The sequence below is a fragment of the Acidiphilium acidophilum genome (assembly GCF_033842475.1).
Classification (GTDB): Bacteria; Pseudomonadota; Alphaproteobacteria; order Acetobacterales; family Acetobacteraceae; genus Acidiphilium; species Acidiphilium acidophilum.
In genome coordinates, this window is record NZ_JAWXYB010000018.1 from 541689 (window position 1) to 566052 (window position 24364).

Below are 24364 nucleotides of genomic sequence, written 5' to 3' on the forward strand. Positions count from 1 at the left end.
CCTCCGGGCGCCACCACGGGATGGAACAATTTAACCTATTGATCCTGTTTCGTTATTCCCCGTCGATTCCGTATCGTGAAAACGATGTTGCAAATCGGGACTCGGCGCGCGAGGTTGCGGGACGAGACGAACGACAAGGGTGGAAAACGGTCATGGCAAGAATGAGAGCGATCGAGGCGGCGGTGCGTGTGCTGCGGCGCGAGGGGGTCGATACCGCGTTCGGCGTACCCGGTGCGGCGATCAACCCGCTTTATGCGGCATTGAAGGCGGATGGCGGCATCCGCCACATCCTCGCCCGCCATGTCGAGGGCGCGTCGCACATGGCCGATGGCTATTCGCGGGCCGCACCCGGCAATATCGGCATCTGCATCGGTACGTCGGGTCCGGCGGGAACCGACATGATCACCGGGCTGTACGCGGCGCAGGCGGATTCCATCCCGATTCTGTGCATCACCGGCCAGGCGCCCCGAGCCAAGCTGTTCAAGGAGGATTTCCAGGCGGTCGATATCGAGACCATCGCCAAGGCGGTGACGAAATGGGCGGTCTGCGTGCGGGAACCGGCGCTGGTGCCGATGGTGTTCCAGCAGGCCTTCCACATCATGCGCTCGGGCCGGCCCGGACCCGTGCTGATCGACCTGCCGATCGACGTGCAGATGGCCGAGATCGAATTCGATGACGAGACCTACGAGCCTCTGCCGGTCCACCGTCCGGCGGCCTCGCGGCGGCAGGCGGAAAAGGCGATCGCGATGCTCAACGCATCCCAGCGTCCGCTGATCGTCGCAGGGGGCGGGATCATCAATGCCGATGCCGCGAACCGGCTGGTGGAATTCGCCGAACTCACCGGTGTTCCGGTGATCCCGACGCTGATGGGCTGGGGCACGATCCCAGACGATCATCCGCTGATGGCCGGCATGGTCGGGCTGCAGACCTCGCACCGCTACGGCAATGCCAATTTCCTTGAGTCCGATTTCGTCCTCGGCATCGGCAACCGCTGGGCCAACCGCCATACCGGCTCGGTCGAAACCTACACCAAGGGGCGGAAATTCGTCCATGTCGATATCGAGCCGACCCAGATCGGCCGGGTGTTCGGCCCGGATTTCGGCATCGTGTCCGATGCCGGGGCGGCGCTGGACCAGTTCATCGCGGTGGCGCGCGATCTGAAGGCGCAGGGCAAGCTGCCGGACCGCACGGACTGGGCCGGTGATTGCGCGCACCGCAAATCGGTCATGCTGCGCAAATCGCATTTCGATCAGGTGCCGCTCAAGCCGCAGCGGGTCTATCAGGAGATGAATGAGATTCTGCCGCGAGATACCTGTTATGTCACCACGATCGGCCTGTCGCAGATTGCCGGGGCGCAGTTCCTGCGGGTGTATCAGCCGCGCAACTGGATCAATTGCGGTCAGGCCGGCCCGCTCGGCTGGACCCTGCCTGCGGCGCTCGGCGTGCGCGCCGCCCTGCCGGACAAGACCATCGTGGCCCTCTCCGGCGATTACGATTTCCAGTTCATGCTGGAGGAACTCGCGGTGGGCGCGCAGCACAAGCTGCCCTATCTGCATGTCGTGGTGAACAATTCCTATCTCGGCCTGATCCGTCAGGCGCAACGCGGCTTCCAGATGGATTTCGAGGTGAGCCTCGCCTTCGACAACATCAATGCCGGTCCCGATCAGGACGATGTGCGGGGCTACGGTGTCGATCACGTCGCGGTGGCCGAAGGGCTCGGCTGCAAGGCGATACGGGTGAAAAGCCCCAACGAGTTCAAGGACGCCTTCGCCCGCGCCCATGCGCTGATGGACGAGTTCAAGGTGCCGGTGGTGCTCGAATTCATCCTCGAACGGGTCACCAACATCGCGATGGGTACCGAGGTGGATGCGGTCAACGAGTTCGAGGAAATCCTCTGCCTCGATCCCAATCTGTCGCTGCGTTCGAGCCAGGAGATGGGGCGGACCGACCCGAGACCGCTCGAAACCACCGCAAAATCCTGAGCGCCCGCGACCAACCAGCACGGAGATCCCATGCCCCGCTTTGCCGCCAATCTGACCATGTTGTTCACCGAACTACCCTTCCTCGACCGGTTCGCCGCCGCGCGCAAAGCGGGATTCGATGCCGTGGAGTTTCTGTTCCCCTATGCCTTCGGCAAGGACGCACTGAAATCGGCGCTCACCGATAACGGTCTCAGCCTGATCCTGCACAATCTTCCGGCGGGCAACTGGGAAGGCGGCGAGCGCGGCATTGCTTGCGATCCCGCGCGGCGCGACGAATTCCGCGCCGGGGTCGCGCGGGCGATCGACTACGCCACGGCACTCGGCTGCCCCAAGGTCAATTGCCTGGCGGGGATCGTGGCAACGGAGAGCGCCGACATCGCCCGCGCCACCCTGATCGAGAACCTGAAATTCGCGGCTGCCGAACTCGACAAAGCCGGCCTGATGCTTCTGCTGGAGCCGGTCAACACGCGCGATATTCCGGGGTTTTTCGTCAATCGCAGCGCGCAGGCGCTCGCGATCATCGCGGATGTCGGCGCGCCGAACCTGCGCCTCCAATACGACATCTATCATTCGCAGGTGATGGAGGGCGATCTCGCCCGCAGCATCGAGACCCATTTCGCCCGGATCGGCCATCTGCAACTCGCCGACAATCCCGGCCGCCACGAGCCCGGCACCGGCGAAATCAACTACGCCTATCTGTTTCGCCGGATCGACGAGCTGGGTTACGATGGCTGGATCGGCTGCGAATACAAGCCCGCCACCACGACCGAAGCGGGTCTCGGCTGGATCGACCTTTATCGCAAGGAGCATGGCGCGTGAGTAAAATCGGGTTCATCGGCCTCGGCATCATGGGTAAACCGATGGCGGAGCATCTGCTCGCCGCCGGCCATGAACTGCATGTTCTCAAATCCAGCCGCCAAAGCGCCGCGCTGATCGCGAAAGGGGCGAAACCCTGCGACGACGCCAAAGCGCTCGCCGCCGCAGCGGAGATCATCATCACCATGGTCCCCGACACGCCCGATGTCGAAACCGTGCTGTTCGGCGATTCCGGCGTGGCCGCCGGGCTCGCTCCGGGCAAGATCGTGGTCGATATGAGCTCGATTTCGCCGATCGAGACCAAGGCATTCGCAAAACGAATCAACGACCTTGGGTGCGACTACCTCGATGCGCCGGTCTCCGGCGGCGAGGTCGGGGCCAAGGCGGCGAGCCTGACCATCATGGTCGGCGGCCCGGAAAAGACCTTCGAGACGGTGCGGCCGATTTTCGAAAAAATGGGCAGGAACATCACCTTGGTCGGCGGCAATGGCGATGGCCAGACCACCAAGGTCGCCAATCAGATCATCGTCGCCCTGACCATCGAGGCGGTGGGTGAGGCGCTGGTGTTCGCGTCCAAGGCGGGGGCCGATCCGGCGCGGGTGCGCGCGGCGCTGATGGGCGGCTTTGCCAATTCGCGGGTGCTGGAGGTTCATGGCGAACGCATGATCGCCCGCAACGTCACGCCGGGATTCCGGATCGAATTGCACCAGAAGGACCTCAACCTCGCTTTGTCCGGCGCGCGCGCACTCGGGGTCAGCCTGCCGAATACCGCGACGTGCCAGGAGTTGTTCAACGCGGCGAGCGCCGCCGGTGGTGCGGCATGGGATCATTCCGGCATGGTCCGGGTGCTCGAACGCCTCGCCAATCACGAGATCGGCGCGGTCTGAGGCGCGTCATGGCGCCGGTCGGGCCCGACGTACTGGAGCGGATGTTCGCCGCCGCGATCGAGGCGGCGTTACCGGGCCATTGCCTGCCGCCGCATCTGCCGCCCCCGCCGAAAGGCCGCACCATCGTGATCGGTGCCGGAAAGGCGGCGGCGGCGATGGCGGCGGCGGTCGAACGGCACTGGCCGGAGTCGAGCAGGCTCGAAGGCCTCGTGGTCACCCGCTACGGCCACGGCGTCGGTCCGCTCGCGCGGATCGAGGTGGTCGAAGCCGCGCATCCAGTGCCCGACGATGCCGGGCAGCGTGCGGCGTCGCGGATGCTCGCGATGGTCGCGGGTCTCACTGCGGACGATCTGGTGCTCTGCCTGATGTCGGGCGGAGCGTCGGCCCTGCTCGCGCTCCCCGCGCCCGGGATCGACCTTGCGGCGAAGCAGGCGGTCAATCGCGCGCTGTTGCGCAGCGGTGCCGGGATTCACGACATGAATTGCGTGCGCAAGCACCTTTCGGCGATCAAGGGTGGCCGCCTTGCCGCCGCCGCCGCACCTGCCGAGATCGTGACGCTGCTGATCTCGGACGTGCCGGGGGACGATCCTTCGGTGATCGGCTCCGGCCCGACCGTGCCGGATGCCACCACCAGCGCCGAGGCCAGCGCGATCCTGCGCCGCTACGCGATCGAGCCGCCGCCTGCCGTTGCCGCCTGGCTGGCCGACCCGGCCTCCGAAACCCCCAAGCCGGGGCATCCCGCGTTCGACCGCGCCCGCACGGTGATGATCGCAACGCCGTTCCGCTCGCTCGAAGCCGCCGCCGCCATCGCGCGCGAGGCCGGGGTCACGCCGCTCATTCTCGGCGATGCGATCGAAGGCGAAGCCTGCGAAGTCGCGCGGGTGATGGCCGGGCTCGCCCGCAGCTGCGCCGAGCGTGGTCATCCGGCATCGCCCCCCTGCATCCTGCTCTCGGGGGGCGAAACCACGGTGACGGTGCGCGGCAAGGGACGGGGCGGGCGCAACGCCGAATTCCTGCTCGCCCTCGCCGTCGCGCTCGACGGCAACCCCCGGATCTACGCCGTCGCAGGCGATACCGACGGGATCGACGGTACCGAGGATAATGCCGGCGCGCGCCTCGATCCCGACACACTGACCCGCGCCCGCGCCGCCGGGATCGATCCGGTGGCGGCGCTGATCGATAATGACGGATATGGTGTGTTCAGCCGGCTCGACGATCTGATCGTGACCGGCCCGACCCGCACCAATGTCAATGATTTCCGGGCGATCCTGATCCGCTGATCGCGGGCGTTCAGATCGCCGATTGCACCTGCCGCGCCGCCTTACGGTGGTCCGCGATCAGCCCGGCAAGGTCGAGTCCGGGGATCGCCCCATCTATCACCCGCCATTGCCCGCCGATCATCACCCGGTCGGCCCGGTGGGCGCCGCAGACGATCAGGGCGGCAAGCGGATCGCCCGCGCCGGAGAAGCGGGTTTCATCGAGGGTGAACAGCGCGAGATCGGCCTGCATCCCCGGTGCGAGCCGCCCGAGATCGGGCCGCCCGAGGCAGTTCGCCGAGCCTTCGGTTGCCCAGCGGATCGGGTCGGCGAATCCGGCGGCACCGATGCCGCCGCGCGCGCGTTGCAGCAGCAGGGCCTGGCGCAATTCCTGGATCATGTTCGAACCGTCATTCGAGGCCGAGCCATCGACCCCGAGCCCCATGGCGACGCCGCGCCGCTCCATCGCACAGACCGGGCACAGGCCCGAGCCGAGCAGCATGTTCGAGGTCGGGCAATGCGCGACACCCATTCCGGCGCGGCCCATGCGCTCCTGTTCGGCGGCGGTGAAATGGATGCCGTGGGCGAACCAGGTGTGGTCGGTCAGCCAGCCGAGTTCCTCGACGTAATCGAGCGGGCGCTTGCCGAACCGGGCGAGGCAGAATTCGTTTTCATCCTCGGTTTCGGCAAGATGGGTATGGAGCCGGACGCCGAGTGCCGTGGCCTGACGGGCAGTCTCGCGCATCAGATCCGCCGAGACCGAGAATGGCGAACAGGGGGCGAGTGCCACCTGGGTCATCGCGCCCGGGCCGCGCCGATGCCAGCGCTGCACGAGGCGTTCGCCGTCGGCGAGGATGACGTCGATCCGCTGGGTGACCGATTTCGGCGGCAGGCCGCCATCCTCCTCCGAGAGATCCATCGAGCCCCGGCACAGCACCACCCGCATGCCGAGTGCGGCGGCTTCCTCCATTTCGATATCGATCGCATCAGGCAGGCTCGCGGGGAACAGATAGTGATGATCCGAGGCGGTGGTGCAGCCCGAGAGCATAAGTTCGGCCAGCGCGATCCGGCAGGCGAGGCGGAAGGCATGCGGGGTGATCCTCGCCCATACCGGATAGAGCGCGACCAGCCAGTCGAACAGTTTTTTATCGAGGGCGGGGGCGAAGGCGCGGGTCAGGGTCTGGTAGAAATGATGATGCGTGTTGATCAGTCCGGGCAGCACCACGTGACGGGACGCATCGAAGACTTCATCGACCGGTGCTGCCGGAACCTCGCCGGGCGCGATGAGTTCGGCGATGATGGCGTCTTCGATGACGAGCCCGGCCTCCGCGCCCTGCGGCATGCCGCCCAGCGGCGTTTTGATCCAGCGGCGCATCTCAGAAGCCGAAATTCAGCTGGGTGCCAACCGCGACCGCGTGGCGGATGTTCGGGTTCGGCACCGGAATGTCGAACAGGAACTGGTCGGGGTTCAGCGTCACATCGATATAGGGTTTCAGCGCGATGCCGTGCCACAACGCGATGCCGTAATTGGCCTCGAAGATCTCCTCGGTGTTAGACATATGTTCGGCCCCGCCATGCGCCGCGATCGTATCGTCGAGCGCACCGGTCACGCGCGGATTGAACACGTAATAGGCCGCCGAAATCCCCGCGGTATCATGGGGCCGGCCGGGAAACGTGCCCTGCATCACCGCGCCGATCTGGTAATAGGCAGTGACCGGAGCGTGGCCCTCGACCGCGAACTGACCGGCCGCGAACCCCCAGAGCCGCCGGGCCGCGCCATCCCGCCACAAGACCTGCTGCGCCTGCAGATAGATGACGCTCTGCGCGCCGTCGAGCGCTGGATTGCCACCGGCGAACGCCAGTTTGCCGCCTGTTGCGGTGTACCGGGCATCGGCGAAGTCGGAGCTGTCGTAATAGAACCCGACATCGTAGCGCCCCGGCATCGAGCTGCCATCGGCCTCTGTGGTGTAACCGAATTCGACCGGTACGAACGCTCCGGTGGCACCCTGGAACGACCAGCCATCGTTCCACGGAAAGCCGCCGCCGCCATACTGGCTCGGGTTGGATTCCGAAACGCCGAGTTTCATGTAGGTCCGCGGCGTCGGGTCAAGCTCCATTTCTCCGCCCCAGACCGCGATCGGGTAGAACGGCTCGTTGCTGTCGGCAGACCAGTTGAACGGAACCAGATTGCTGCACAGCGAGGATTCGAACTGGCAATACAGCGAGGAGGTTCCGAAGTAATTCGCCAACGTGGTCCGGCCGACGACGTAGGAGAACGCCCCTCCGGCAAGTTTCTGGCCGAAGGTAAGCTGGGTCAGCCGGGTATGATTGTCCGGCCCGGCGCCCCCGAGGAAGCCGACCGAACTGCCGGTGAGGTCGTTCACCCCCTGCGGAAAGCCGCCGAACCTGGAGTCGATCGAGAAATCGATGGTGGCGCCCGGGATGTCGGCGAGCTTCGCGAGGTCGAAATTCGCCCCGAAGGCGAGATCGCTGAAATAGACATTGGCGCGTTTCATGCCACCGCTAACGTTGGCGTAGAGATTACCTTCGTAATAGCCGGTGATGTCGATACCCGACTGGTGCAGGCTCTGTTCCGCCGCCGCGATGGCGTGGAGCGGTCCGACTTCGGACTGCGGCGTGGTCTGCGGCGTGGTCTGGGCGGAAGCGATCGCGGGCAGGATGCCGACAAGGGCGGCAGCGAGCGCAAGGGCGCGGGGATGCCGCTGATGAAAGACGATCATGATCTGGCTTTCTCGATGATGAGGGCTGAACGGGACGATCAGGGCAGCGGAGTGACGGCGGGTTCGGCAGCCGGTACGCCGGCATGGCCCGCGGCTTCGTGCCCGGCCGGGCGCGGCCCGCGCGGTGCTCCGTTGAACCACAGATTGCTCAGCACGGCTGAGATCGCCGCCAGAAAAATCCCGCTCTGGACGAAGGGTTGCAGCCCGATCGGCACGGCATGAAAAAATTTCCCGGCGACCACCGGGATCATCGAGATGCCCAGGCTGATCGCGACGATGTAGGAATTATGCTGGTGTTTTTCGAAATCGACCGTATGCAGAATCCGGATGCCGGTCGCCATCACCATGCCGAACATCACGATCCCCGCGCCGCCGAGCACAAATTGCGGGATCGACGCGATGATGAACGACATTTTCGGAATCAGCCCGAGCGCCAGCAGAATCGCCCCGGCGGTCGCGCACACCCAGCGGCTGCGCACCCCGGTGATCCCGACCAGCCCGATATTCTGCGAGAACGAGGTATGGGGAAACGAATTGAACGTGCCGCCGATGACGGTCGCCAATCCGTCCACCAGAAGCCCGCGGCGGATATCCTTGTCATTGACAGGTTTGTCCACGATCATCCCGAGTGCCATGAACATGCCGCTCGACTCGATGAACGTGACCATCATGACCACCACCATGGTGGCGATGGCGACCGGATGAAACGTCGGCAGCCCGAAATGGAACGGTGTGATCACCCCGAACCAGCCGACCTTGCCGATGCCGTGCAGCGACACCCGCCCGAGCAGCACGGCTTCGATGAACCCGAAGATCAACCCCAGCAGCACCGCGATGTTGGCAATGAAACCCCTGCCGTATTTCGCGAGCACCATGATGAACAGCAGCACGCTGAGCGAGACGATCAGAAACACCGGTGCGCCGTAATGCGGATTGCCGACGCCCCCAGCCGCCCAGTTGATGCCGACCGGAATGAGATTGAAGCCGATCGCGGTGATCACGATGCCCTGCACCAGCGGCGGGAAGAACCGCAGCAGCCGGCTCGCGAACGGGGCGAGTCCGATGGCGATGAAACCGGCGGCGATGGTCGCCCCGTAAATGCCGGGCAGACCGAGCGCCGGATCGCCGACCATCACGATCATCGGCCCGACAGCGGCAAAGGTCACCGCCATGATCACCGGCATGCGGATGCCGAACGGGCCGAGCCCGACCGATTGAAGCAGCGAGCCGATGCCGCAGCAGAACATGTCCGCACTGATCAGATATCCGGTCTGAGCCGTGCTCAGATGCGCAACGCCCGCAATGATCAGCGGCACCGCGACGGCACCGGCATACATCACCAGCACGTGCTGCAGGCCGAGGGTCAGCAGGCGGCCCGGCGGCAGCCAGGCATCGATGGCGTTGCTGGTCGCGTTATTGGACATGAATTCCCTTTCTCATCCCGTTGAAGCCGTGTTCGATCGACGAGCCGGGTAACGGGTTTCCTGTAGAGACGCAGCGATATGTCGCCGTTTTATTGATGAGCGCTTTGAGCGGCGCCATGCGCATGGTCTATGGGCGATCGCGCCCGCGCCACAGCGGAAATAGACATTATAAGTCAGATCGTATGATCGTTGCCCAACGGGTCGCCACCGGGTCGGCGATCAGGCGACGGGGATCGATCTCCCGCCGGGGCTCAGCGGCAGATCCGCGCCACGGCTTCGGTGATATCGGCCTCGCTCGCGCAATAGGAAAACCGGACGAAATCCTCCCCGTGCGCCGGGTCGAAATCATGGCCGGGAGTCGCCGCGACATGATGATCGTAGAGCAGATGGCGGCAATACGCGGTGCTGTTCCAGCCCCTGGCCCCGATATCGGCATAGAGATAGAACGCGCCATCCGCCGGGGAAATCCGGTCGATCCCGGCGCGCGGCAGGGCTTCGAGCAGGATTTCGCGCGAGCGCGAGAACCGCTCCCGGCGGGCCTGCAATTCGTCATGGCAGTCGAACGCCGCGAGCGCGCCGATCTGCGAGATATGCGGCGCACAGATGAAAAAATTCTGGGCGAGGCATTCGACCGGGCGGATCAGATCCTCGGGGAGTACCATCCAGCCGATCCGCCAGCCGGTCATCGAAAAATACTTCGAGAACGAATTGATCACGATGGCGGAAGGGCTGTAACTCGCCGCCGTCGCCGCCGGTTTGCCGAAGGTCAGCCCGTGATAGATCTCGTCACTGATCAGGCGGATGCCCGCGTTGTGGCAGTAGCGCGCGAGGGCGGCGAGATCATCCGGTGCCAGCATCGAGCCGGTCGGGTTGGCAGGGGAGGCGATCAGCAACCCATCCGGTGGCGGGTCCAGCGCCTCAAGCATCGCGACGGTCGGCTGAAATCCGTTCGCGGCGGTCGCCGGCAGCAATTGCGGGCGCAGGCCCAGCGCTGTCATGATATTGAGGTAGGGCGGATAACAGGGGATCGTCAACGCGATGGTGTCGCCCGGTTCGAACGCCGCGAGAAAGGCGAGCGGAAAACCCGCCGAGGCCCCTGCGGTGATCGCGATCCGGCCAGCATCGACCGCGAGCCCGTACCAGTCGGCGTAATGGGTGACGATGCGCGAGCGCAGATCCTCGCGACCCCGCGCCTCGGTGTAGCCAAGGGGAACTCCGCTCGCGAGGGAACGGGTGACGGCTTCACGCACCAGCTCCGGCGCGCCTTCCGCCGGTTGGCCGACCTCCATGCGGATCACCCGCCGGTCCGCCGCCGCCGGACTCGCCGCCAGCGCATTCGCCGCCGCGATGACATCCATCACCAGGAACGGCGGCACCCGCGCCCCCACGCCGGCTTTCAGCGCCATGACGCGGCTAGTTCGATCCGATCGCGAGGCCGAACCCGCGCGGGTCCGCCGCGGCGGCGCAGGTTTTCGGTGCGCCCGGCAGCAGGCCGGCGCAGCCGATCACGTTCGCCCGTCCCGGTGCCGGAACCGGCTGAGGCATCGGCTCGTCGCTCCGCACCGCATTCGCCAGCCCGGCGGCGACCGCCATGGCCGCGCCCTGCTGGCCGGACCCGGTCGCGATCGCGCGGAATTTGCCGTCGCGTGTCGCGAGTCCTGCGGCAAGCAAGGGCGGGGTGATGCCGGTGGGCGATGCCGCCAGCAAAATGCCGGTGCCCGGTGCGATCCGCCCGGTGCCGAACAGATTGTTCATCGTGGTGGCGCAGCCGACCACCCCACCTCGCGAATCCAGAGTCGCGAAACTCGCGGAGGCCGGCAGCCGGTCCATCGCAGCGCCGTGGCGTGCGGCCTGGGCAGCGGCGAGCGCGCTCTGTTCCGCTTGCGCGAGCGCCGCTGGATCGGCGGCCAGCGCCTCGATCCCGGCTGCCGCGCCGAGCCCTCCGGCATCGGGGATGAAATCCATGTGATAGCCGAACCGCTCCAGGGTCACCGGTCGGGCATATTGCGGCTTCAGGGCGGCCAGATCAGCCATGGTCAGCCCCCCGCCCGCCTCATCGGCCCCGGCGACGAATTTTTCGGCAAGCCGGCCCCGATACAAGCCGAGCACGCCGCTCGACTGCAATTGCGTCAGCGTCGCCGCGAGGTCGGGCTGGTGCATCACGTCGCCGGCGGCGAGCATCTGGCCGGATGGACCGGCGAACACCGCCCGCGCGGCGGGATCGGCGACCAAGGCCGTGCCGACCACGCCGAGATCGGCGGCGAGAGCGCGGGACACCGCAACGCCGCCGCCCGCCATCGCTTCGGCGGGGGCGAGGTCGGTCGCCAGCGGCAGCCGCCCGTAGCGCGCCTGCATCGCGATCAGGCCGCGCGCCATCTGCGGCACCGCCGCCGGACGTGATGCCGATGCATTGCCGCCCGGAGGCGCGCCGGGCGGGAACAGCAGAGACGTGGCGATGCCGGTGCCGCCATCGGATTTCGGCAGATCGATCAGGCAGGCGCCACCGCCGCCGAGACCGGCGCGCGACGGCAGGGTGACCGCGAGGGCGAACCCCGCCGCCGTCGCCGCATCGGCCGCATTGCCGCCTTCCGCGAGGATACGCCGCGCCGCGAGCGCCGCCTGCGGCACCGGGGCCACCGCGAACCCGATGACGGGTTTCGCCGGCGTTGGTTCGCCGAGTTTGGGATGGCCGCCGCCGAAGATCCCCTGGGTCACCCCGCAGCCGGATAACAACAAGCCAAGCGCAAGCGGAGCCGTGCGACGCAGATCGAACAAATTCGCCATCCCTCGTATGCTGGAACCAGAACCTCGACAGGGCTTAACCGCGATCCCCCCGCCCGGCAACCAACGGCCATGACCCCGGCGCATGTTGCGCTGCGGTATGAATTGCAGTAGCCCCGCACCTCATGCTCGTTCATGTCACAGAGCGGCCGCAGACCGATGTGATGTCGGCCTACCGTGCCCGGATCGACGAAGGTGTGATCCAGCCCGACCCGGTACAGCGGCGGGCGGCGGAGCGGTTGCATGAATTATGGGGGCGGTTGCGCGGCTACGACCCGCATCCCAAGGCCCCGCCAAATGGCTGGCTCGGTCGCCTGCTCAACAAAAAGCGCGTCGATGAAGTGCCGGAGGATTATCCCTCGGGCCTCTACCTCGTGGGAGATGTCGGGCGCGGCAAGTCGATGCTGATGGACATGTTTTTCGACGCGGCGGACGTTCCGCGCAAGCGGCGGGTCCATTTCGACGAGTTCATGCAGGAAGCCCACGCGACCCTGCACCGGATGCGCACCGATCATCCCGGAACCGATGCGCTGACCGCTCTGGCCGGCATGATTGCCGATCAGTCGGCTCTTTTGTGCTTCGATGAGTTCCAGGTCCACGATATCGGCGATGCGATGATCCTGGCGCGGCTGTTCGAGGCATTGTTCAGCCGCGCCGTCGTCATCGTCGCGACATCGAACACCCTGCCGGACGATCTCTACCGCGACAAACCCGGCTACGAGAGCTTCGCCCCGTTCATCGCCCTGCTCAAGCGCCATCTCGACGTGCTGGTGCTCGATGGCGGGCGCGATTATCGGCGCGAACGGGTGCGCGGCGTGCGTAACTGGTATGTTCCGGCCAACGGGATGGCCGAGCGCGCGCTCGACGATGTGTTCGCCCGCCTCACCGACGGGGCGACACCCCAGCCCGAAAGCCTGACCGTGTTCGGGCGCAAACTGCCGGTGCCGTGTGCCGCCAACGGGGTCGCCCGCTTCGATTTCGCGGCTCTGTGTGCACAGAATCTCGGGTCGGGCGATTATCTGGCGCTCGCGACCCACTACGAAACCGTACTGATCGATGCGATTCCCGCCTTGTCGCCCGATAATTTCGACGAGGCGCGCCGGTTCATCACCCTGATCGACGCGCTCTATGAACATCGGGTCAAACTCTATGCCTCGGCGGCAGCGGAACCTGCGGCGCTGTACACCGCCGGGGAGGGCGCATCGATTTTCGAGCGCACGGTTTCGCGACTCGAGGAAATGCGCAGCGAGGCCTATTTCGCCCTCAGTCACCTGACATGACCAAGGCGGTTGCGCGGCGTCGCGGCTTGGTCTAGGCCGCTTTCCGACGGGTCCAGGACATGAGCAAGCATAGTAAAGCGCGAATGTTTTTTGATGACAGGCCAATGACCACCGTACAGGAATCCCATGAACATACATGAATATCAGGCCAAGGAACTGTTGAAATCCTATGGCGTCGCGGTGCTCGACGGCTATATTGCCTGGAGCGGCGAGGAAGCGGCCCAGGCAGCCGCGAAACTGCCCGGTCCGGTCTATGTCGTGAAATCCCAGATCCATGCCGGGGGCCGCGGTGCGGGCCATTTCAAGGACGATCCGCAGGGCAAGGGCGGGGTCCGGATCGCGAAATCGACCGCGGAGGTCGGTGCCGCCGCCGAAGCCATGCTGGGCCACACCCTGATCACCCGGCAGACCGGCCCGCAGGGCCGCGTCGTCCGCCGCGTCTATGTCGAGGCGGGATGCGACATCAAGCGCGAACTCTATTTGTCGCTGCTGGTCGACCGCGCGAAATCCGAAATCGTGATCATGGCTTCCACCGAAGGCGGCATGGAGATCGAGGAGGTCGCCGAGCACCATCCGGAAAAAATCATCCGCGTCGCGGTCGATCCCGCCAGCGGCATCTCGGGCTTTCACGCCCGCAAGCTCGCCTTCGGCCTCGGGCTCGATGCGGCCCAGCAGAAATCCTTCGCGAAATTCGTCAGCGCCATGTACAAGGCGTTCATCGCCCTCGATTGCGCGATCGTCGAAATCAACCCGCTGGTGGTGACCGGCGCGGGCGAGATCGTGGCGCTCGATGCCAAGGTGAGCTTCGACGACAATGCCCTGTTCCGCCATCCCGATCTCGAAAAACTGCGCGACGAGGCCGAGGAGGACCCCAAGGAACTCGAAGCCGCGAAGCACAGCCTGAACTACGTCGCCCTCGAAGGATCGATCGGCTGCATGGTCAACGGCGCCGGCCTGGCGATGGCGACCATGGACATCATCAAGCTCTATGGCGCCGAGCCGGCCAATTTCCTCGATGTCGGCGGCGGCGCGACCAAGGAGCGGGTCACCGCCGCATTCAAGATTATCCTGTCCGATCCGAACGTCGAGGGGATTCTGGTCAATATTTTCGGCGGCATCATGCGCTGCGACGTGATCGCCGAGGGCGTGGTGGCGGCGGCGCGCGAAGTTTCGCTCTCGGTGCCGCTCGTGGTCCGGCTCGAAGGCACCAACGTGCAGCTCGGCAAGGATATTCTCGGCAAATCCGGCCTGCCGATCATCGCCGCCAACAATCTGGCGGATGCCGCCCAGAAAATCGTCGCCGCCGTGAAGGAGGCCGCATAATGGCCATTCTCGTCAATGCCGAAACCCGCGTGATCACCCAGGGCTTCACCGGGGCGCAGGGCACGTTCCACTCCGAGCAGGCGATCGCCTACGGCACCAAAGTGGTGGGCGGGGTGACGCCGGGCAAAGGCGGCAGCCGGCATCTCGATCTGCCGGTGTTCGACACCGTCGCCGAGGCGAAGCACGCAACCGACGCCGATGCCAGCGCGATCTATGTGCCGCCGCCCTTCGCCGCCGATGCGATCCTCGAAGCGATCGACGCCGAAATCCGTCTGATCGTGTGCATCACCGAAGGGATTCCGGTGCTCGACATGGTGCGGGTGCATCGGGCGCTGACCGGCTCGAAATCGATCCTGGTCGGGCCGAACTGCCCGGGCGTCATCACTCCGGATGCCTGCAAAATCGGCATCATGCCCGGTCACATCCACCGGCGCGGCAAGATCGGCATCGTCTCGCGTTCCGGGACACTGACCTACGAGGCGGTCGCCCAGACCACTACGGCCGGGCTCGGCCAGTCCACCTGCGTCGGAATCGGCGGCGATCCGGTCAAGGGACTCGATTTCATTGACGTTCTGGAAATGTTTCTGCGCGATGATGAAACCGAAGCGATGATCATGATCGGGGAAATCGGTGGGCAGAGCGAGATCGAAGCGGCGGAATTCCTGGCGCGGCACAGCGTGAAAAAGCCGGTGGTCGGTTTCATCGCGGGCGTCACCGCCCCGCCGGGCCGTCGCATGGGCCATGCCGGTGCCGTGATTTCCGGCGGGCGGGACACTGCAGGCGCGAAGATCGACGCGATGAAACGCGCCGGAATCCATGTCGCGGACAGTCCGGCATCGCTGGGCAGCACGATGGTGAAGGCTTTGCAATCCTAGGGGAGGCATTCATGCGCCGAAAGCATTCCAGCCCGTTGCGGTTACGGTGCACCGCCAAGAGAAAGTGCACTATGTCAGTCTGATCTATTGTGAAACCCGCCCTTGAGCGCCAGGGGTGACTATTGCCGGGCCGGTCGCGGCCGAAGGATTTCTGATATGGCTGGTGTGGATATTCTGGCAACGGCGATGAACGGCGGCAACGCGGCCTTCATCGCCAATCTCTACGCGAAATGGGTTTCCGCACCTGAGAGTGTCGATCCCGATTTCGCGTCCCTGTTCGCCTCGCTCGGCGATGACACCCGATCGGTCCTGACCGATGCCGTCGGAGCGTCCTGGGCACCGCGCCCGACCGATTTCGATCGCGCGAGCCCGGCCAGCACCACGCCGCAGCCACCGGTCTCCCGCCAGGCAACGATCGATTCCCTCCGCGCCCTGATGTTCATCCGCGCCTATCGCGTCCGCGGCCATCTCGAAGCCGATCTCGATCCGCTCGGCCTGAAAAAGCCCGGCCATCACCCCGAGCTCGACCCGGCCAGCTACGGCTTCACCGAAGCCGATCTCGATCGCCCGATCTTCATCGATATGGTGCTCGGTCGCGAAACCGCGACGATGCGGGAGATCATCGCGATCCTGCGCCAGAGCTATTGCGGCAAGATCGGCGTCGAGTTCATGCATATCCAGGACCCCGAGCAGAAATCCTGGATCCAGCGCCGGATCGAGGGTGCCCCATGGCGCGGCGCGTTCTCCGCGTCCGAGAAGCGCACCATTCTCCAGCATCTGACCGAAGCCGAAGGGTTCGAAACCTTCTGCCAGCGCCGCTACGTCGGCACCAAGCGATTCGGTCTCGAAGGCGGCGAGAGCACCATCCCGGCCCTGCAGGCCATCATCGAAACGGGCGCGCGGGCGGGTGTCGCCGAAATCGTGATCGGCATGCCCCATCGGGGCCGGCTGAACACGCTGGTCAACATCGTGAAAAAGCCGTTTACCGCGCTGTTCTCCGAATTCGGCGGCGAGAGCTTCAAGCCCGATGCCGTCCAGGGCTCCGGCGACGTCAAATACCACCTCGGCACATCGACCGATGTGATGATCGCGGGGCATCAGGTCCATCTCTCGCTGCAACCCAATCCCTCCCACCTCGAAGCGGTCGATCCGGTCGTGGCCGGCAAGGTCCGCGCCCGGCAGGACAGCGCCGGCGACACCCGGGACCGCCGCTCGGTCATGGGCATTCTGATGCACGGGGACGCTGCCTTCGCCGGCCAGGGCCTCGTGTACGAAACCCTCGCGATGAGCCAACTCATCGGCTACCGCACCGGCGGGACCATTCACATCGTGGTCAACAACCAGATCGGCTTCACCACGCTCCCGGCACACGCCTATTCCGGCATGTACTGCACCGATGTTGCCAAATCGGTCCAGTCGCCGATCTTCCACGTCAATGGCGACGATCCCGAAGCCGTGGTGTTCGTCGCGCGTCTGGCCACCGAATTCCGCCAGAAATTCGCGGTGGACGTCGTGATCGACCTCGTCTGCTACCGCCGCCACGGCCATAACGAGACCGACGAACCCGCCTTCACCCAGCCGCTGATGTATCAGGCGATCCGGGCGCTCAAGACCACCCGCAACCTCTACGCCGACCGGCTCGCCGCCGAGGGCACGCTGAGCATCGCCGAGTCCGACCGGATGCATCAGGATTTCGTCGCAACGCTCGAAGCCGCCTATCAGCAGGCCAACGGCTACAAGCCGAACAAGGCGGACTGGCTCGAAGGTCATTGGGCCGGCCTCAACGCCTCCCGCGATGAAGAGGGCGAGACCGAGGAACCCACCGCGATCCCGCTCGAAACCCTGCGCGAGATCGGGCGGGCGCTGTCTACCCCGCCGGAAAACTTCGATCTCAACCCCAAAATCGCCCGCCAGCTCGACACCAAGCGCGACATGATCGAGTCCGGCACCGGGATCGACTGGGCGACCGGCGAGGCGCTCGGGTTCGGCTCGCTCCTGCTCGAAGGCCACCGGGTTCGCCTGTCCGGCGAGGATTGCCAGCGTGGTACCTTCAGTCAGCGCCACGCCGTCCTGATCGATCAGGTCAACCAGAACGAATACGTTCCGCTCAACAACGTGCGCGACGATCAGGCCCGGATCGAGATCTTCAACTCCCTGCTGTCCGAGGCCGGCGTGCTCGGTTTCGAATACGGCTACTCGGTGGCCGACCCGCGTACCCTCGTGCTGTGGGAAGGCCAGTTCGGCGATTTCGCCAACGGCGCGCAGGTGATCATCGACCAGTTCATCGCGGCCGGCGAAAGCAAATGGCTCCGCATGTCGGGCCTCACGCTGCTGCTGCCGCATGGTTACGAAGGGCAGGGGCCGGAACACTCCTCGGCCCGTCCCGAGCGGTTCCTGCAACTCTGCGCCGAAAACAACATGTCGGTCTGCAACATCACGACCCCGGCGAATTATTTTCACGCCCTGCGCCGTCAGATCAAGCGCAATTTCCGCAAGCCGCTGATCATCATGACCCCGAAATCGCTGCTGCGCCACAAGCTCGCGGTCTCCACCCTCGATGAAATGAGCAACGGTTCGGCGTTCCGCACCGTCATCGCCGAAATCGACCCGATCGCGCCTGCCGAACAGATCCGGCGTGTGGTGCTGTGCGCCGGCAAGGTCTATTACGATCTGCTGGCGGAACGGCGCGACCGCGGCATGACCGATGTCGCGATCGTCCGGCTCGAACAATTTTATCCGTTCCCCAAAAAGGCCCTGAAGGCGGCGATCGAGAGCTACACCAATGCCGAAATCATCTGGTGCCAGGAGGAGCCCGAGAATATGGGGGCCTGGCATTTCCTCGACCGGCGGATCGAGCAGGTGCTCGAGTGCACGGGGGGGACGATGACGGCAAAGCGCCCGGCCTATGTCGGGCGGAAATCGGCGGCGAGCCCGGCGACCGGGTTGGCACGTACCCACGCGGCCGAACAGGCGGCGCTGGTCAAGCAGGCGCTCGGCATCTGAAACTGAGACAGTTGAAACTGAGACAGTAAAAAGGTCATACATGTCCACCGAAATCAAGGTTCCCACTCTGGGCGAAAGCGTGACCACGGCAACCGTCGCGCGCTGGATCAGGAAGGTCGGCGAACGGGTCGAGCGCGACGAAGCGCTCGTGGAACTGGAAACCGACAAGGTGACGGTGGAAGTCAACGCGCCCGAAGCCGGGACGATTGAGGCGATCGCGGCTGATGAGGGGGCCGAGGTCGAGGTCGGTGCCCTGCTCGGCACCATCGTCGCCGGTGGAACCGCGAGCGCCGCGCCGCCGGAGGCCAAGCCTGCAGCCATTCCCACAGCGGGCGTCAACCCACCACCTTCGCCATCCGGCCCGGTCGCCCGCAGCGGCCACGCGCCGCTTCCCGCCGCGCAGAAGCTGATGACCGAGCAACAGCTCGAACCCGCCCAGATCGGCACCGGCTCGGGCAAGGATGGCAGGATCACCAAGGGCGACGTGCTCAGCGTCCTCGAAAAGCCGAAACCCGCAGCCGCCCCTGCGACCCCCAAGCCGCCCCGTACCGATGATGTCCGCGAGGAACGGGTGAAAATGACCCGGCTGCGCCGCACCATCGCCGCCCGGCTCAAGGAAGCCCAGAACAACGCGGCCATGCTGACGACCTTCAACGAGGTCGACATGAGCGCCGTCATGGCGTTGCGCGCCGAGTACAAGGACGCGTTCGAAAAGAAGCACAAGGGTGTCCGCCTCGGCTTCATGAGCTTTTTCGTCAAGGCTTGCGTCGCGGCCCTGCGCGAGTTTCCGGCGGTCAATGCCGAAATCGACGGCGATGACATCGTCTATAAAAATTTCGTCAACATGGGCATCGCGGTATCGAGCCCCAACGGCCTCGTCGTCCCGGTGCTGCGCGATGCCGACCAGATGAGCTTTCCTCAAATCGAAGCCGCCATCAGCGATTTCGGCAAGCGCGCCCGGGACGGCGCCTTGAAGCTCGACGAGTTGTCCGGCGGAACCTTCTCGATCACCAATGGCGGCGTATTCGGTTCGCTGATGTCGACCCCGATCCTCAACCCGCCCCAGTCGGCCATCATGGGCATGCACAAAATCCAGGACCGCCCGATGGCGATCGGCGGCAAGGTCGAAATCCGTCCGATGATGTATCTCGCGGTCTCCTACGATCACCGGATCATCGACGGGCGCGAAGCCGTGTCGTTCCTCGTGCGGGTGAAGGAAAGTATCGAGGATCCGCGCCGGTTGATGCTGGAAATCTAGAAGGCAAGCTCCCGGCCGGTCGCGGTTGGATCAGGCGATGCCGGGGCGCGAATAGATAACATGAAAGTTTTTTGGTTCTTTTTTACAAAAAAGAACATCTTCCTTGAAGGACCGCCCCATGTCTGACCAGTTCGACCTCATCGTCATCGGCGCCGGCCCCGGCGGCTATGTCTGTGCCATCCGTGCCGCGCAACTCGGCATGAAGGTCGCCTGCGTCGAAAAACGCGCGACCCTCGGCGGCACCTGCCTCAATGTCGGGTGCATCCCGTCCAAGGCGTTGCTGCAATCATCCGAGAATTATCACGCCGTCCGGCACGATTTCGCCGCACATGGCGTGATCGCCGGGGATGTCCGTTTCGACCTGCCCAAAATGATGGGCCACAAGGACGAAGTCGTCACCGCGAACACCAGGGGCGTCGAATTCCTTTTCAAAAAAAACAAAGTCACCTGGCTCAAGGGCGAAGCCCGCTTCAAGACGGCGGATACCATCACGGTCGGCACCGAAAGCTACACCGCGAGGTCCATCGTCATCGCCACCGGCAGCGAGAGCGTGCCGCTGCCCGGCGTCGCGATCGATGAAACCCGCATCGTCACCTCAACCGGCGCCATCGCGCTCGCGCAGGTGCCGCAGCACCTCGTCGTCATCGGTGGCGGCTATATCGGGCTCGAACTCGGCAGCGTCTGGCGCCGTCTTGGAGCCGAAGTAACGGTCGTGGAGTTCCTCGACCGGCTCGTCCCGACGATGGATGGCGAAATCGCGGCCGCCTTCCAGAAAATCCTGACCAAATCCGGCATGAAATTCCGCCTCGGCACCAAGGTAACCAAGGCGGACACCGCCGGTGAACGCGTCGCCCTCACTCTCGAACCCGCAGCAGGCGGCACGGCCGAGACCCTCACTGCGGACGTCGTGCTGGTGGCGATCGGTCGGCGCGCCCATACCGAAAATCTCGGACTCGACGCGATCGGGGTGAGCACGGACGCGCGCGGACGGGTCGTGACCGACGCGCATTTCGCGACCAACGTGAAGGGCATCTACGCCATCGGCGATGTGATCGCAGGCCCCATGCTCGCCCACAAGGCCGAGGAGGAAGGCGTCGCCCTCGCTGAAATTCTCGCCGGGCAGGCGGGTCACGTCAATTACGGCGCCATCCCGGGCGTGGTCTACACATGGCCGGAAATCGCCTCGGTTGGCCAGACCGAGGAGGAACTGAAAGCCGCCGGAATTGCTTATAAAGTGGGCAAATTCCCATTCATGGCCAATGGCCGCGCGCGGGCCATGGGCGATACCGACGGTTTCGTGAAACTCCTGTCCGACAAGGCGACCGACCGTTTGCTCGGCGCCCACATCATCGGGCCGGACGCCGGCACGATCATCGCCGAACTGGTGATGGCCATCGAATTCGGTGCCTCCGCCGAAGATGTCGCCCGCACCAGCCACGCTCATCCCACCCTGAACGAAGCAGTCAAGGAGGCGGCGCTGGCCGTGGACGGGCGCGCTCTTCACATTTGAAGGGTCGCGCCTCATCCGGGGATCAAGACCCCCTTGTAGTTACGTTTGCGGATCACCAAAATTTAATTCGAGAACAACATTTCAGTTTCGTCCTCGTTACGGAATACTGTGATCTTGTTCCATTCATCTGCGGAGACCGCCTGACGTGATTTTCAAACCACCCGTCAACCAGGGATGCGCTCGCCCCGTCGCCTCGAAGTCCGGCTCGGCGCCCCATGGATTCTGATGTCGCCCGCCACAGCGATCTGCCCGGGGGCGTGGCGTTGGGCCAGTTCGAAAAGATGCTCGCCCTGAGCGAATTTGCCGGTGGCCTTGCGCATGACTTCAACAATCTGCTCGCCGGCATCATCGGCAACCTCGACATGGTCGCGGTTCGCCTCGCGCAGAACGACCATGCATCCGCGGCGTCCTACCTCGAAGGTGCGCGCAGCGCCTCCCGCCGGGCGGCGGGGTTGACCCAGCGCCTGCTCGGCTTTTCCGGCCGCCAGCAGGTCATGCCGGTGGCGATCGAACCGGCCCCGTTCCTCGCCGATGCCGCCGAACTGATCCGCCATGCAATCGGCCCGCATATCCTCGTCGCCACCGAGTGCCCCGAGGATATCTGGCAGATCCATTGCGATCAGGATCAGCTCGAAATCGCGCTGCTCAACCTCGCCTTCAACGCGCGTGACGCGATGGACAATCAGGGCCGCATCCAGCTGCACGCCGCGAATGTCCGCCACGAACGCCCGACCCACAACAAAGTGGCGATCCCCGGTGATTACGTCGCGATCAGCGTGATCGATCACGGCACCGGCATGACCACGCATGTAGCTTCCCGCGCCTGCGAGCCGTTTTTTTCCACCAAGGTTAACGTCAAATCCAGCGGCCTCGGCCTCGCCACCGTGTTCGGATTCGCCATGCAATCGGGCGGCGACCTCGTGTTCGAAACCCGTGAAGGCCAGGGCACCACCGCAACCCTGCTCATCCCGCGCGCGGAATGAGCGGGCCGGTTCAGTCGTCGCGCTGAACCCGCTCCTGGCGTTCGTGGCGTTCCTGCGCTTCGATCGACAACGTGGCGATCGGTCGCGCCATCAGGCGTTTGAGCCCGATCGGCTCGCCGGTTTCCTCGCAATACCCGTAAGTGCCGTTCTCGATTCGCGCTGTCGCCTGATCGATTTTGCCGATCAGCTTGCGGGCACGGTCGCGCGTCCTCAATTCCAGCGCCCGGTCGGTCTCGACACTCGCGCGGTCGGTAATATCCGGCTCAAGTATTCCGCCTTCCGAAAGACTCGCCAAAGTCCCGTTGGCTTCCATCAGCAGATCATGCCGCCACCGTAACAGTCTCTGGCGGAAGTATTCGATCTGCATCGGGTTCATGAACTCTTCGTCTTCGCTCGGAACGTAATCCGGGGCGAGCGTAATCAACATGAGAATGAGCTCCTCTTGCGAGCCGGCCATCAGGAGATCGCCTTGGGCCGCACGCTGGGCCGGCTTATAGCTTCACCCAAAGCCCTCGCCAAGGCCCGGTGACGCTCAATTCACCGAGCCGTCACACCGGAGCGCCGATCGCCCGATACCGTGCCAGTTCCACCCGCGCGCGCAGCCGGATCGCGCCGATGATCCGGCGCAACGCGGGATCGTCCGGCTCGATCATCGCCCCCACCGCGTCGTGCAGGTGCGCCAGCGCCTGCCCATCATTCCCGGCCATCGATGCGGCCTGCAACCCGCCGAGGGCGCCGAGCACCGTTTCGCCCGAGAGTTGCGCCGCCCGATCGCGTGTCTGGCTGCCGAAGACTTCCTGCACCGCCAGCAGCCCGCCGAGCGGGCTGGTCGCGGCCAGCGGCAGGGCCGACCCCCCTTCAGCCACCCGAAATCCGCCCGCGACCGCCTGTGCAGTCCCCTTGGCGTTGCGGATCGCCGATATGCGGCCAAGGCCGGTGATGCGGGTCATGCTGTTCTACCTTTCCTTCGACTAGCCGGAACGACGATCAGATCCGAGACAGAATTTTCCCGACCGCAATCGACGATTTCCGAGCTTTAGCTGCAAAGTGTTAACTTTTGCCTGCGATACTTCGCCCGTGAGCAAAAAAATCTCTCCCTCATCGCCCCAAAACGGGTCGTTCAGCCGGATCATCCTGATCATGGCCCTGCTGTGCGGCAGCATCCTCGCCGCCTGCGCCCCTGCCAGCGCGCAGGTGCGCATCAAGGATATCACGGATATCCAGGGCATCCGGGATAACCAGTTGATCGGCTACGGGCTCGTGGTCGGGCTCAACGGCACCGGCGATTCGCTGAACAACGCGATCTTCACGCGCCAATCCCTGATCGGCATGCTCGAACGGCTCGGCGTCAACACCGAGGATCAAGCCGCGAGCCTGCAGACCAAGGATGTCGCCGCCGTGATGGTCACGGCCAACCTTCCCGCCTTCTCGCACAGCGGCGAACAGATCGATGTCACGGTCTCGGCCCTCGGAGACGCCAAGGACCTGACCGGCGGCACCCTCCTGGTCACGCCTCTGCTGGGTGCGGATGGTCAGGTCTACGCCGTCGCGCAGGGGTCGCTCGTCACCGGCGCGATCAAGGCGAGCGGTGCGAATTCGACCTTCACCCAAGGCGTGCCCACGGTCGGGCGCATCACCAACGGCGCCATCGTCGAACGATCGGTGAATTTCAACCTCGCTTCCGAAACCACGCCGAAGCTCGAATTGCGCAACCCGGATTTCACCACCGCCGAGCGAATCGCCGAGGCGATCAATGCCGATCTCGGTCCCGGTATCGCAACGATGGACGATCCCCGCACCATCACCCTCGATCTCAAAGGCCGCAACGTGGTGCAGGATCTCGCCGATATCGAGGATCTCCGGGTACAACCCTCGTCCCCGGCAACCGTCGTGGTCGATGAAGCGACAGGTACCATCGTCATGGGAGCGGATGTCCGGATCAGCACGGTCGCGATCGCTCAGGGCAATCTGACGGTGCAGGTCACCAATACGCCGGTGGTCAGCCAGCCTGCCCCGTTCTCGAACGGGCGAACCGTCTCGACCGCGCAGACAACGATTTCGGTCAACAAGGGCAAAGGCAAGAAAATGGACATTCTTCACGGCAGCGTCAGCCTCAGGCAGTTGGTCTCCGGCCTGAATGCCCTCGGCGTCGCCCCGCACGACATGATCAGCATCCTCCAGGCGATCAAGGCGGCCGGCGCGCTGCAGGCCCAGTTGATCGTCCAATGAGCGGCACGATCCTGCC

Annotated in this window: 19 protein-coding genes; 12 read left to right on the forward strand and 7 right to left on the reverse strand. The window is 64.9% G+C overall.

What is annotated here, in order from left to right:
• Window positions 1-152 precede the first annotated feature (152 nt).
• The 4 genes from gcl to SIL87_RS05230 are packed head-to-tail and all read left to right on the forward strand — an operon-like array spanning window position 153 to window position 4965.
• Window positions 153-1982, forward strand: coding sequence for a glyoxylate carboligase (gene gcl, locus SIL87_RS05215; protein ID WP_319613144.1), 1830 nt, complete (start codon window positions 153-155; stop codon window positions 1980-1982).
• 30 nt (window positions 1983-2012) lie between these two features.
• Complete coding sequence (gene hyi / locus SIL87_RS05220) at window positions 2013-2801, forward strand: hydroxypyruvate isomerase (RefSeq protein ID WP_319613145.1); 789 nt, start codon at window positions 2013-2015, stop codon at window positions 2799-2801.
• A complete protein-coding gene (locus tag SIL87_RS05225; RefSeq protein ID WP_319613146.1) occupies window positions 2798-3685 on the forward strand; it encodes a 2-hydroxy-3-oxopropionate reductase in 888 nt (295 codons plus the stop codon). The genes hyi and SIL87_RS05225 overlap by 4 nt, the downstream gene beginning before the upstream one ends.
• Before the next feature lie 8 nt (window positions 3686-3693).
• On the forward strand, window positions 3694-4965 hold the full coding sequence (locus SIL87_RS05230; RefSeq protein WP_319613147.1) for a glycerate kinase type-2 family protein: 1272 nt from the start codon (window positions 3694-3696) through the stop codon (window positions 4963-4965).
• Window positions 4966-4975: 10 nt separating this feature from the next.
• Here SIL87_RS05230 and SIL87_RS05235 read toward each other — a convergent pair whose 3' ends face one another.
• From SIL87_RS05235 to SIL87_RS05255, 5 genes are all read right to left on the reverse strand, one after another.
• Window positions 4976-6316: an 8-oxoguanine deaminase gene (locus SIL87_RS05235; protein WP_319613148.1), complete on the reverse strand. Its 1341-nt coding sequence runs from the start codon at window positions 6314-6316 to the stop codon at window positions 4976-4978.
• A 1-nt stretch (window position 6317) separates the two neighbouring features.
• Window positions 6318-7682: a carbohydrate porin gene (locus tag SIL87_RS05240; RefSeq protein WP_319613149.1), complete on the reverse strand. Its 1365-nt coding sequence runs from the start codon at window positions 7680-7682 to the stop codon at window positions 6318-6320.
• A gap of 38 nt (window positions 7683-7720) precedes the next feature.
• Window positions 7721-9106, reverse strand: a complete 1386-nt coding sequence (locus SIL87_RS05245) for a nucleobase:cation symporter-2 family protein (protein WP_319613150.1) — start codon at window positions 9104-9106, stop codon at window positions 7721-7723.
• A gap of 251 nt (window positions 9107-9357) precedes the next feature.
• The gene (locus tag SIL87_RS05250; RefSeq protein WP_319613151.1) at window positions 9358-10512 is read right to left on the reverse strand and encodes a pyridoxal phosphate-dependent aminotransferase; all 1155 of its coding nucleotides are present in this window, start codon (window positions 10510-10512) and stop codon (window positions 9358-9360) included.
• Between the two features lie 7 nt (window positions 10513-10519).
• The gene (locus tag SIL87_RS05255) at window positions 10520-11890 is read right to left on the reverse strand and encodes a gamma-glutamyltransferase (RefSeq protein WP_319613152.1); all 1371 of its coding nucleotides are present in this window, start codon (window positions 11888-11890) and stop codon (window positions 10520-10522) included.
• A gap of 122 nt (window positions 11891-12012) precedes the next feature.
• On the opposite strand from SIL87_RS05255, the gene zapE reads away from it, so the two are divergent.
• The 7 genes from zapE (at window position 12013) to SIL87_RS05290 (ending at window position 22119) form a co-directional block, all read left to right on the forward strand.
• On the forward strand, window positions 12013-13167 hold the full coding sequence (gene zapE / locus SIL87_RS05260) for a cell division protein ZapE (protein WP_319613153.1): 1155 nt from the start codon (window positions 12013-12015) through the stop codon (window positions 13165-13167).
• Window positions 13168-13293: 126 nt separating this feature from the next.
• The gene (gene sucC, locus SIL87_RS05265) at window positions 13294-14490 is read left to right on the forward strand and encodes an ADP-forming succinate--CoA ligase subunit beta (protein WP_319613154.1); all 1197 of its coding nucleotides are present in this window, start codon (window positions 13294-13296) and stop codon (window positions 14488-14490) included.
• Complete coding sequence (sucD, locus tag SIL87_RS05270; RefSeq protein WP_319613155.1) at window positions 14490-15365, forward strand: succinate--CoA ligase subunit alpha; 876 nt, start codon at window positions 14490-14492, stop codon at window positions 15363-15365. The genes sucC and sucD overlap by 1 nt, the downstream gene beginning before the upstream one ends.
• 156 nt (window positions 15366-15521) lie before the next feature.
• Window positions 15522-18368, forward strand: a complete 2847-nt coding sequence (locus SIL87_RS05275) for a 2-oxoglutarate dehydrogenase E1 component (RefSeq protein WP_319613156.1) — start codon at window positions 15522-15524, stop codon at window positions 18366-18368.
• A 40-nt stretch (window positions 18369-18408) separates the two neighbouring features.
• Window positions 18409-19626, forward strand: a complete 1218-nt coding sequence (gene odhB / locus SIL87_RS05280) for a 2-oxoglutarate dehydrogenase complex dihydrolipoyllysine-residue succinyltransferase (protein WP_319613157.1) — start codon at window positions 18409-18411, stop codon at window positions 19624-19626.
• 118 nt (window positions 19627-19744) lie between these two features.
• Entirely contained in the window at window positions 19745-21136 is a 1392-nt protein-coding gene (lpdA, locus tag SIL87_RS05285; RefSeq protein ID WP_319613158.1) for a dihydrolipoyl dehydrogenase, read from the forward strand.
• A gap of 215 nt (window positions 21137-21351) precedes the next feature.
• On the forward strand, window positions 21352-22119 hold the full coding sequence (locus SIL87_RS05290) for an ATP-binding protein (protein ID WP_319613159.1): 768 nt from the start codon (window positions 21352-21354) through the stop codon (window positions 22117-22119).
• Between the two features lie 10 nt (window positions 22120-22129).
• On the opposite strand, the gene dksA is transcribed toward SIL87_RS05290, so the two are convergent.
• Window positions 22130-22543: an RNA polymerase-binding protein DksA gene (gene dksA / locus SIL87_RS05295; RefSeq protein ID WP_319615912.1), complete on the reverse strand. Its 414-nt coding sequence runs from the start codon at window positions 22541-22543 to the stop codon at window positions 22130-22132.
• 124 nt (window positions 22544-22667) lie between these two features.
• Window positions 22668-23069 (reverse strand): flagellar assembly protein FliX, encoded by a 402-nt coding sequence (locus SIL87_RS05300; protein WP_319613160.1) that lies wholly within the window; start codon window positions 23067-23069, stop codon window positions 22668-22670.
• Between the two features lie 190 nt (window positions 23070-23259).
• Here SIL87_RS05300 and SIL87_RS05305 point away from each other — a divergent pair, with 190 nt between their 5' ends.
• Window positions 23260-24348, forward strand: a complete 1089-nt coding sequence (locus SIL87_RS05305) for a flagellar basal body P-ring protein FlgI (protein WP_319615913.1) — start codon at window positions 23260-23262, stop codon at window positions 24346-24348.
• Window positions 24349-24364 lie beyond the last annotated feature (16 nt).

Bases quoted from the DNA above. Each gene is read 5' to 3' on its own strand.
- gcl (WP_319613144.1), top strand. From the start codon at position 153: ATGGCAAGAATGAGAGCGATCGAGGCGGCGGTGCGTGTGCTGCGGCGC.
- hyi (WP_319613145.1), top strand. From the start codon at position 2,013: ATGCCCCGCTTTGCCGCCAATCTGACCATGTTGTTCACCGAACTACCC.
- SIL87_RS05230 (WP_319613147.1), top strand. From the start codon at position 3,694: ATGGCGCCGGTCGGGCCCGACGTACTGGAGCGGATGTTCGCCGCCGCG.
- SIL87_RS05235 (WP_319613148.1), bottom strand. From the start codon at position 6,316: ATGCGCCGCTGGATCAAAACGCCGCTGGGCGGCATGCCGCAGGGCGCG.
- SIL87_RS05240 (WP_319613149.1), bottom strand. From the start codon at position 7,682: ATGATCGTCTTTCATCAGCGGCATCCCCGCGCCCTTGCGCTCGCTGCC.
- SIL87_RS05245 (WP_319613150.1), bottom strand. From the start codon at position 9,106: ATGTCCAATAACGCGACCAGCAACGCCATCGATGCCTGGCTGCCGCCG.
- SIL87_RS05250 (WP_319613151.1), bottom strand. From the start codon at position 10,512: ATGGCGCTGAAAGCCGGCGTGGGGGCGCGGGTGCCGCCGTTCCTGGTG.
- SIL87_RS05255 (WP_319613152.1), bottom strand. From the start codon at position 11,890: ATGGCGAATTTGTTCGATCTGCGTCGCACGGCTCCGCTTGCGCTTGGC.
- zapE (WP_319613153.1), top strand. From the start codon at position 12,013: ATGCTCGTTCATGTCACAGAGCGGCCGCAGACCGATGTGATGTCGGCC.
- sucC (WP_319613154.1), top strand. From the start codon at position 13,294: ATGAACATACATGAATATCAGGCCAAGGAACTGTTGAAATCCTATGGC.
- sucD (WP_319613155.1), top strand. From the start codon at position 14,490: ATGGCCATTCTCGTCAATGCCGAAACCCGCGTGATCACCCAGGGCTTC.
- SIL87_RS05275 (WP_319613156.1), top strand. From the start codon at position 15,522: ATGGCTGGTGTGGATATTCTGGCAACGGCGATGAACGGCGGCAACGCG.
- odhB (WP_319613157.1), top strand. From the start codon at position 18,409: ATGTCCACCGAAATCAAGGTTCCCACTCTGGGCGAAAGCGTGACCACG.
- lpdA (WP_319613158.1), top strand. From the start codon at position 19,745: ATGTCTGACCAGTTCGACCTCATCGTCATCGGCGCCGGCCCCGGCGGC.
- SIL87_RS05290 (WP_319613159.1), top strand. From the start codon at position 21,352: ATGGATTCTGATGTCGCCCGCCACAGCGATCTGCCCGGGGGCGTGGCG.
- SIL87_RS05300 (WP_319613160.1), bottom strand. From the start codon at position 23,069: ATGACCCGCATCACCGGCCTTGGCCGCATATCGGCGATCCGCAACGCC.
- SIL87_RS05305 (WP_319615913.1), top strand. From the start codon at position 23,260: ATGGCCCTGCTGTGCGGCAGCATCCTCGCCGCCTGCGCCCCTGCCAGC.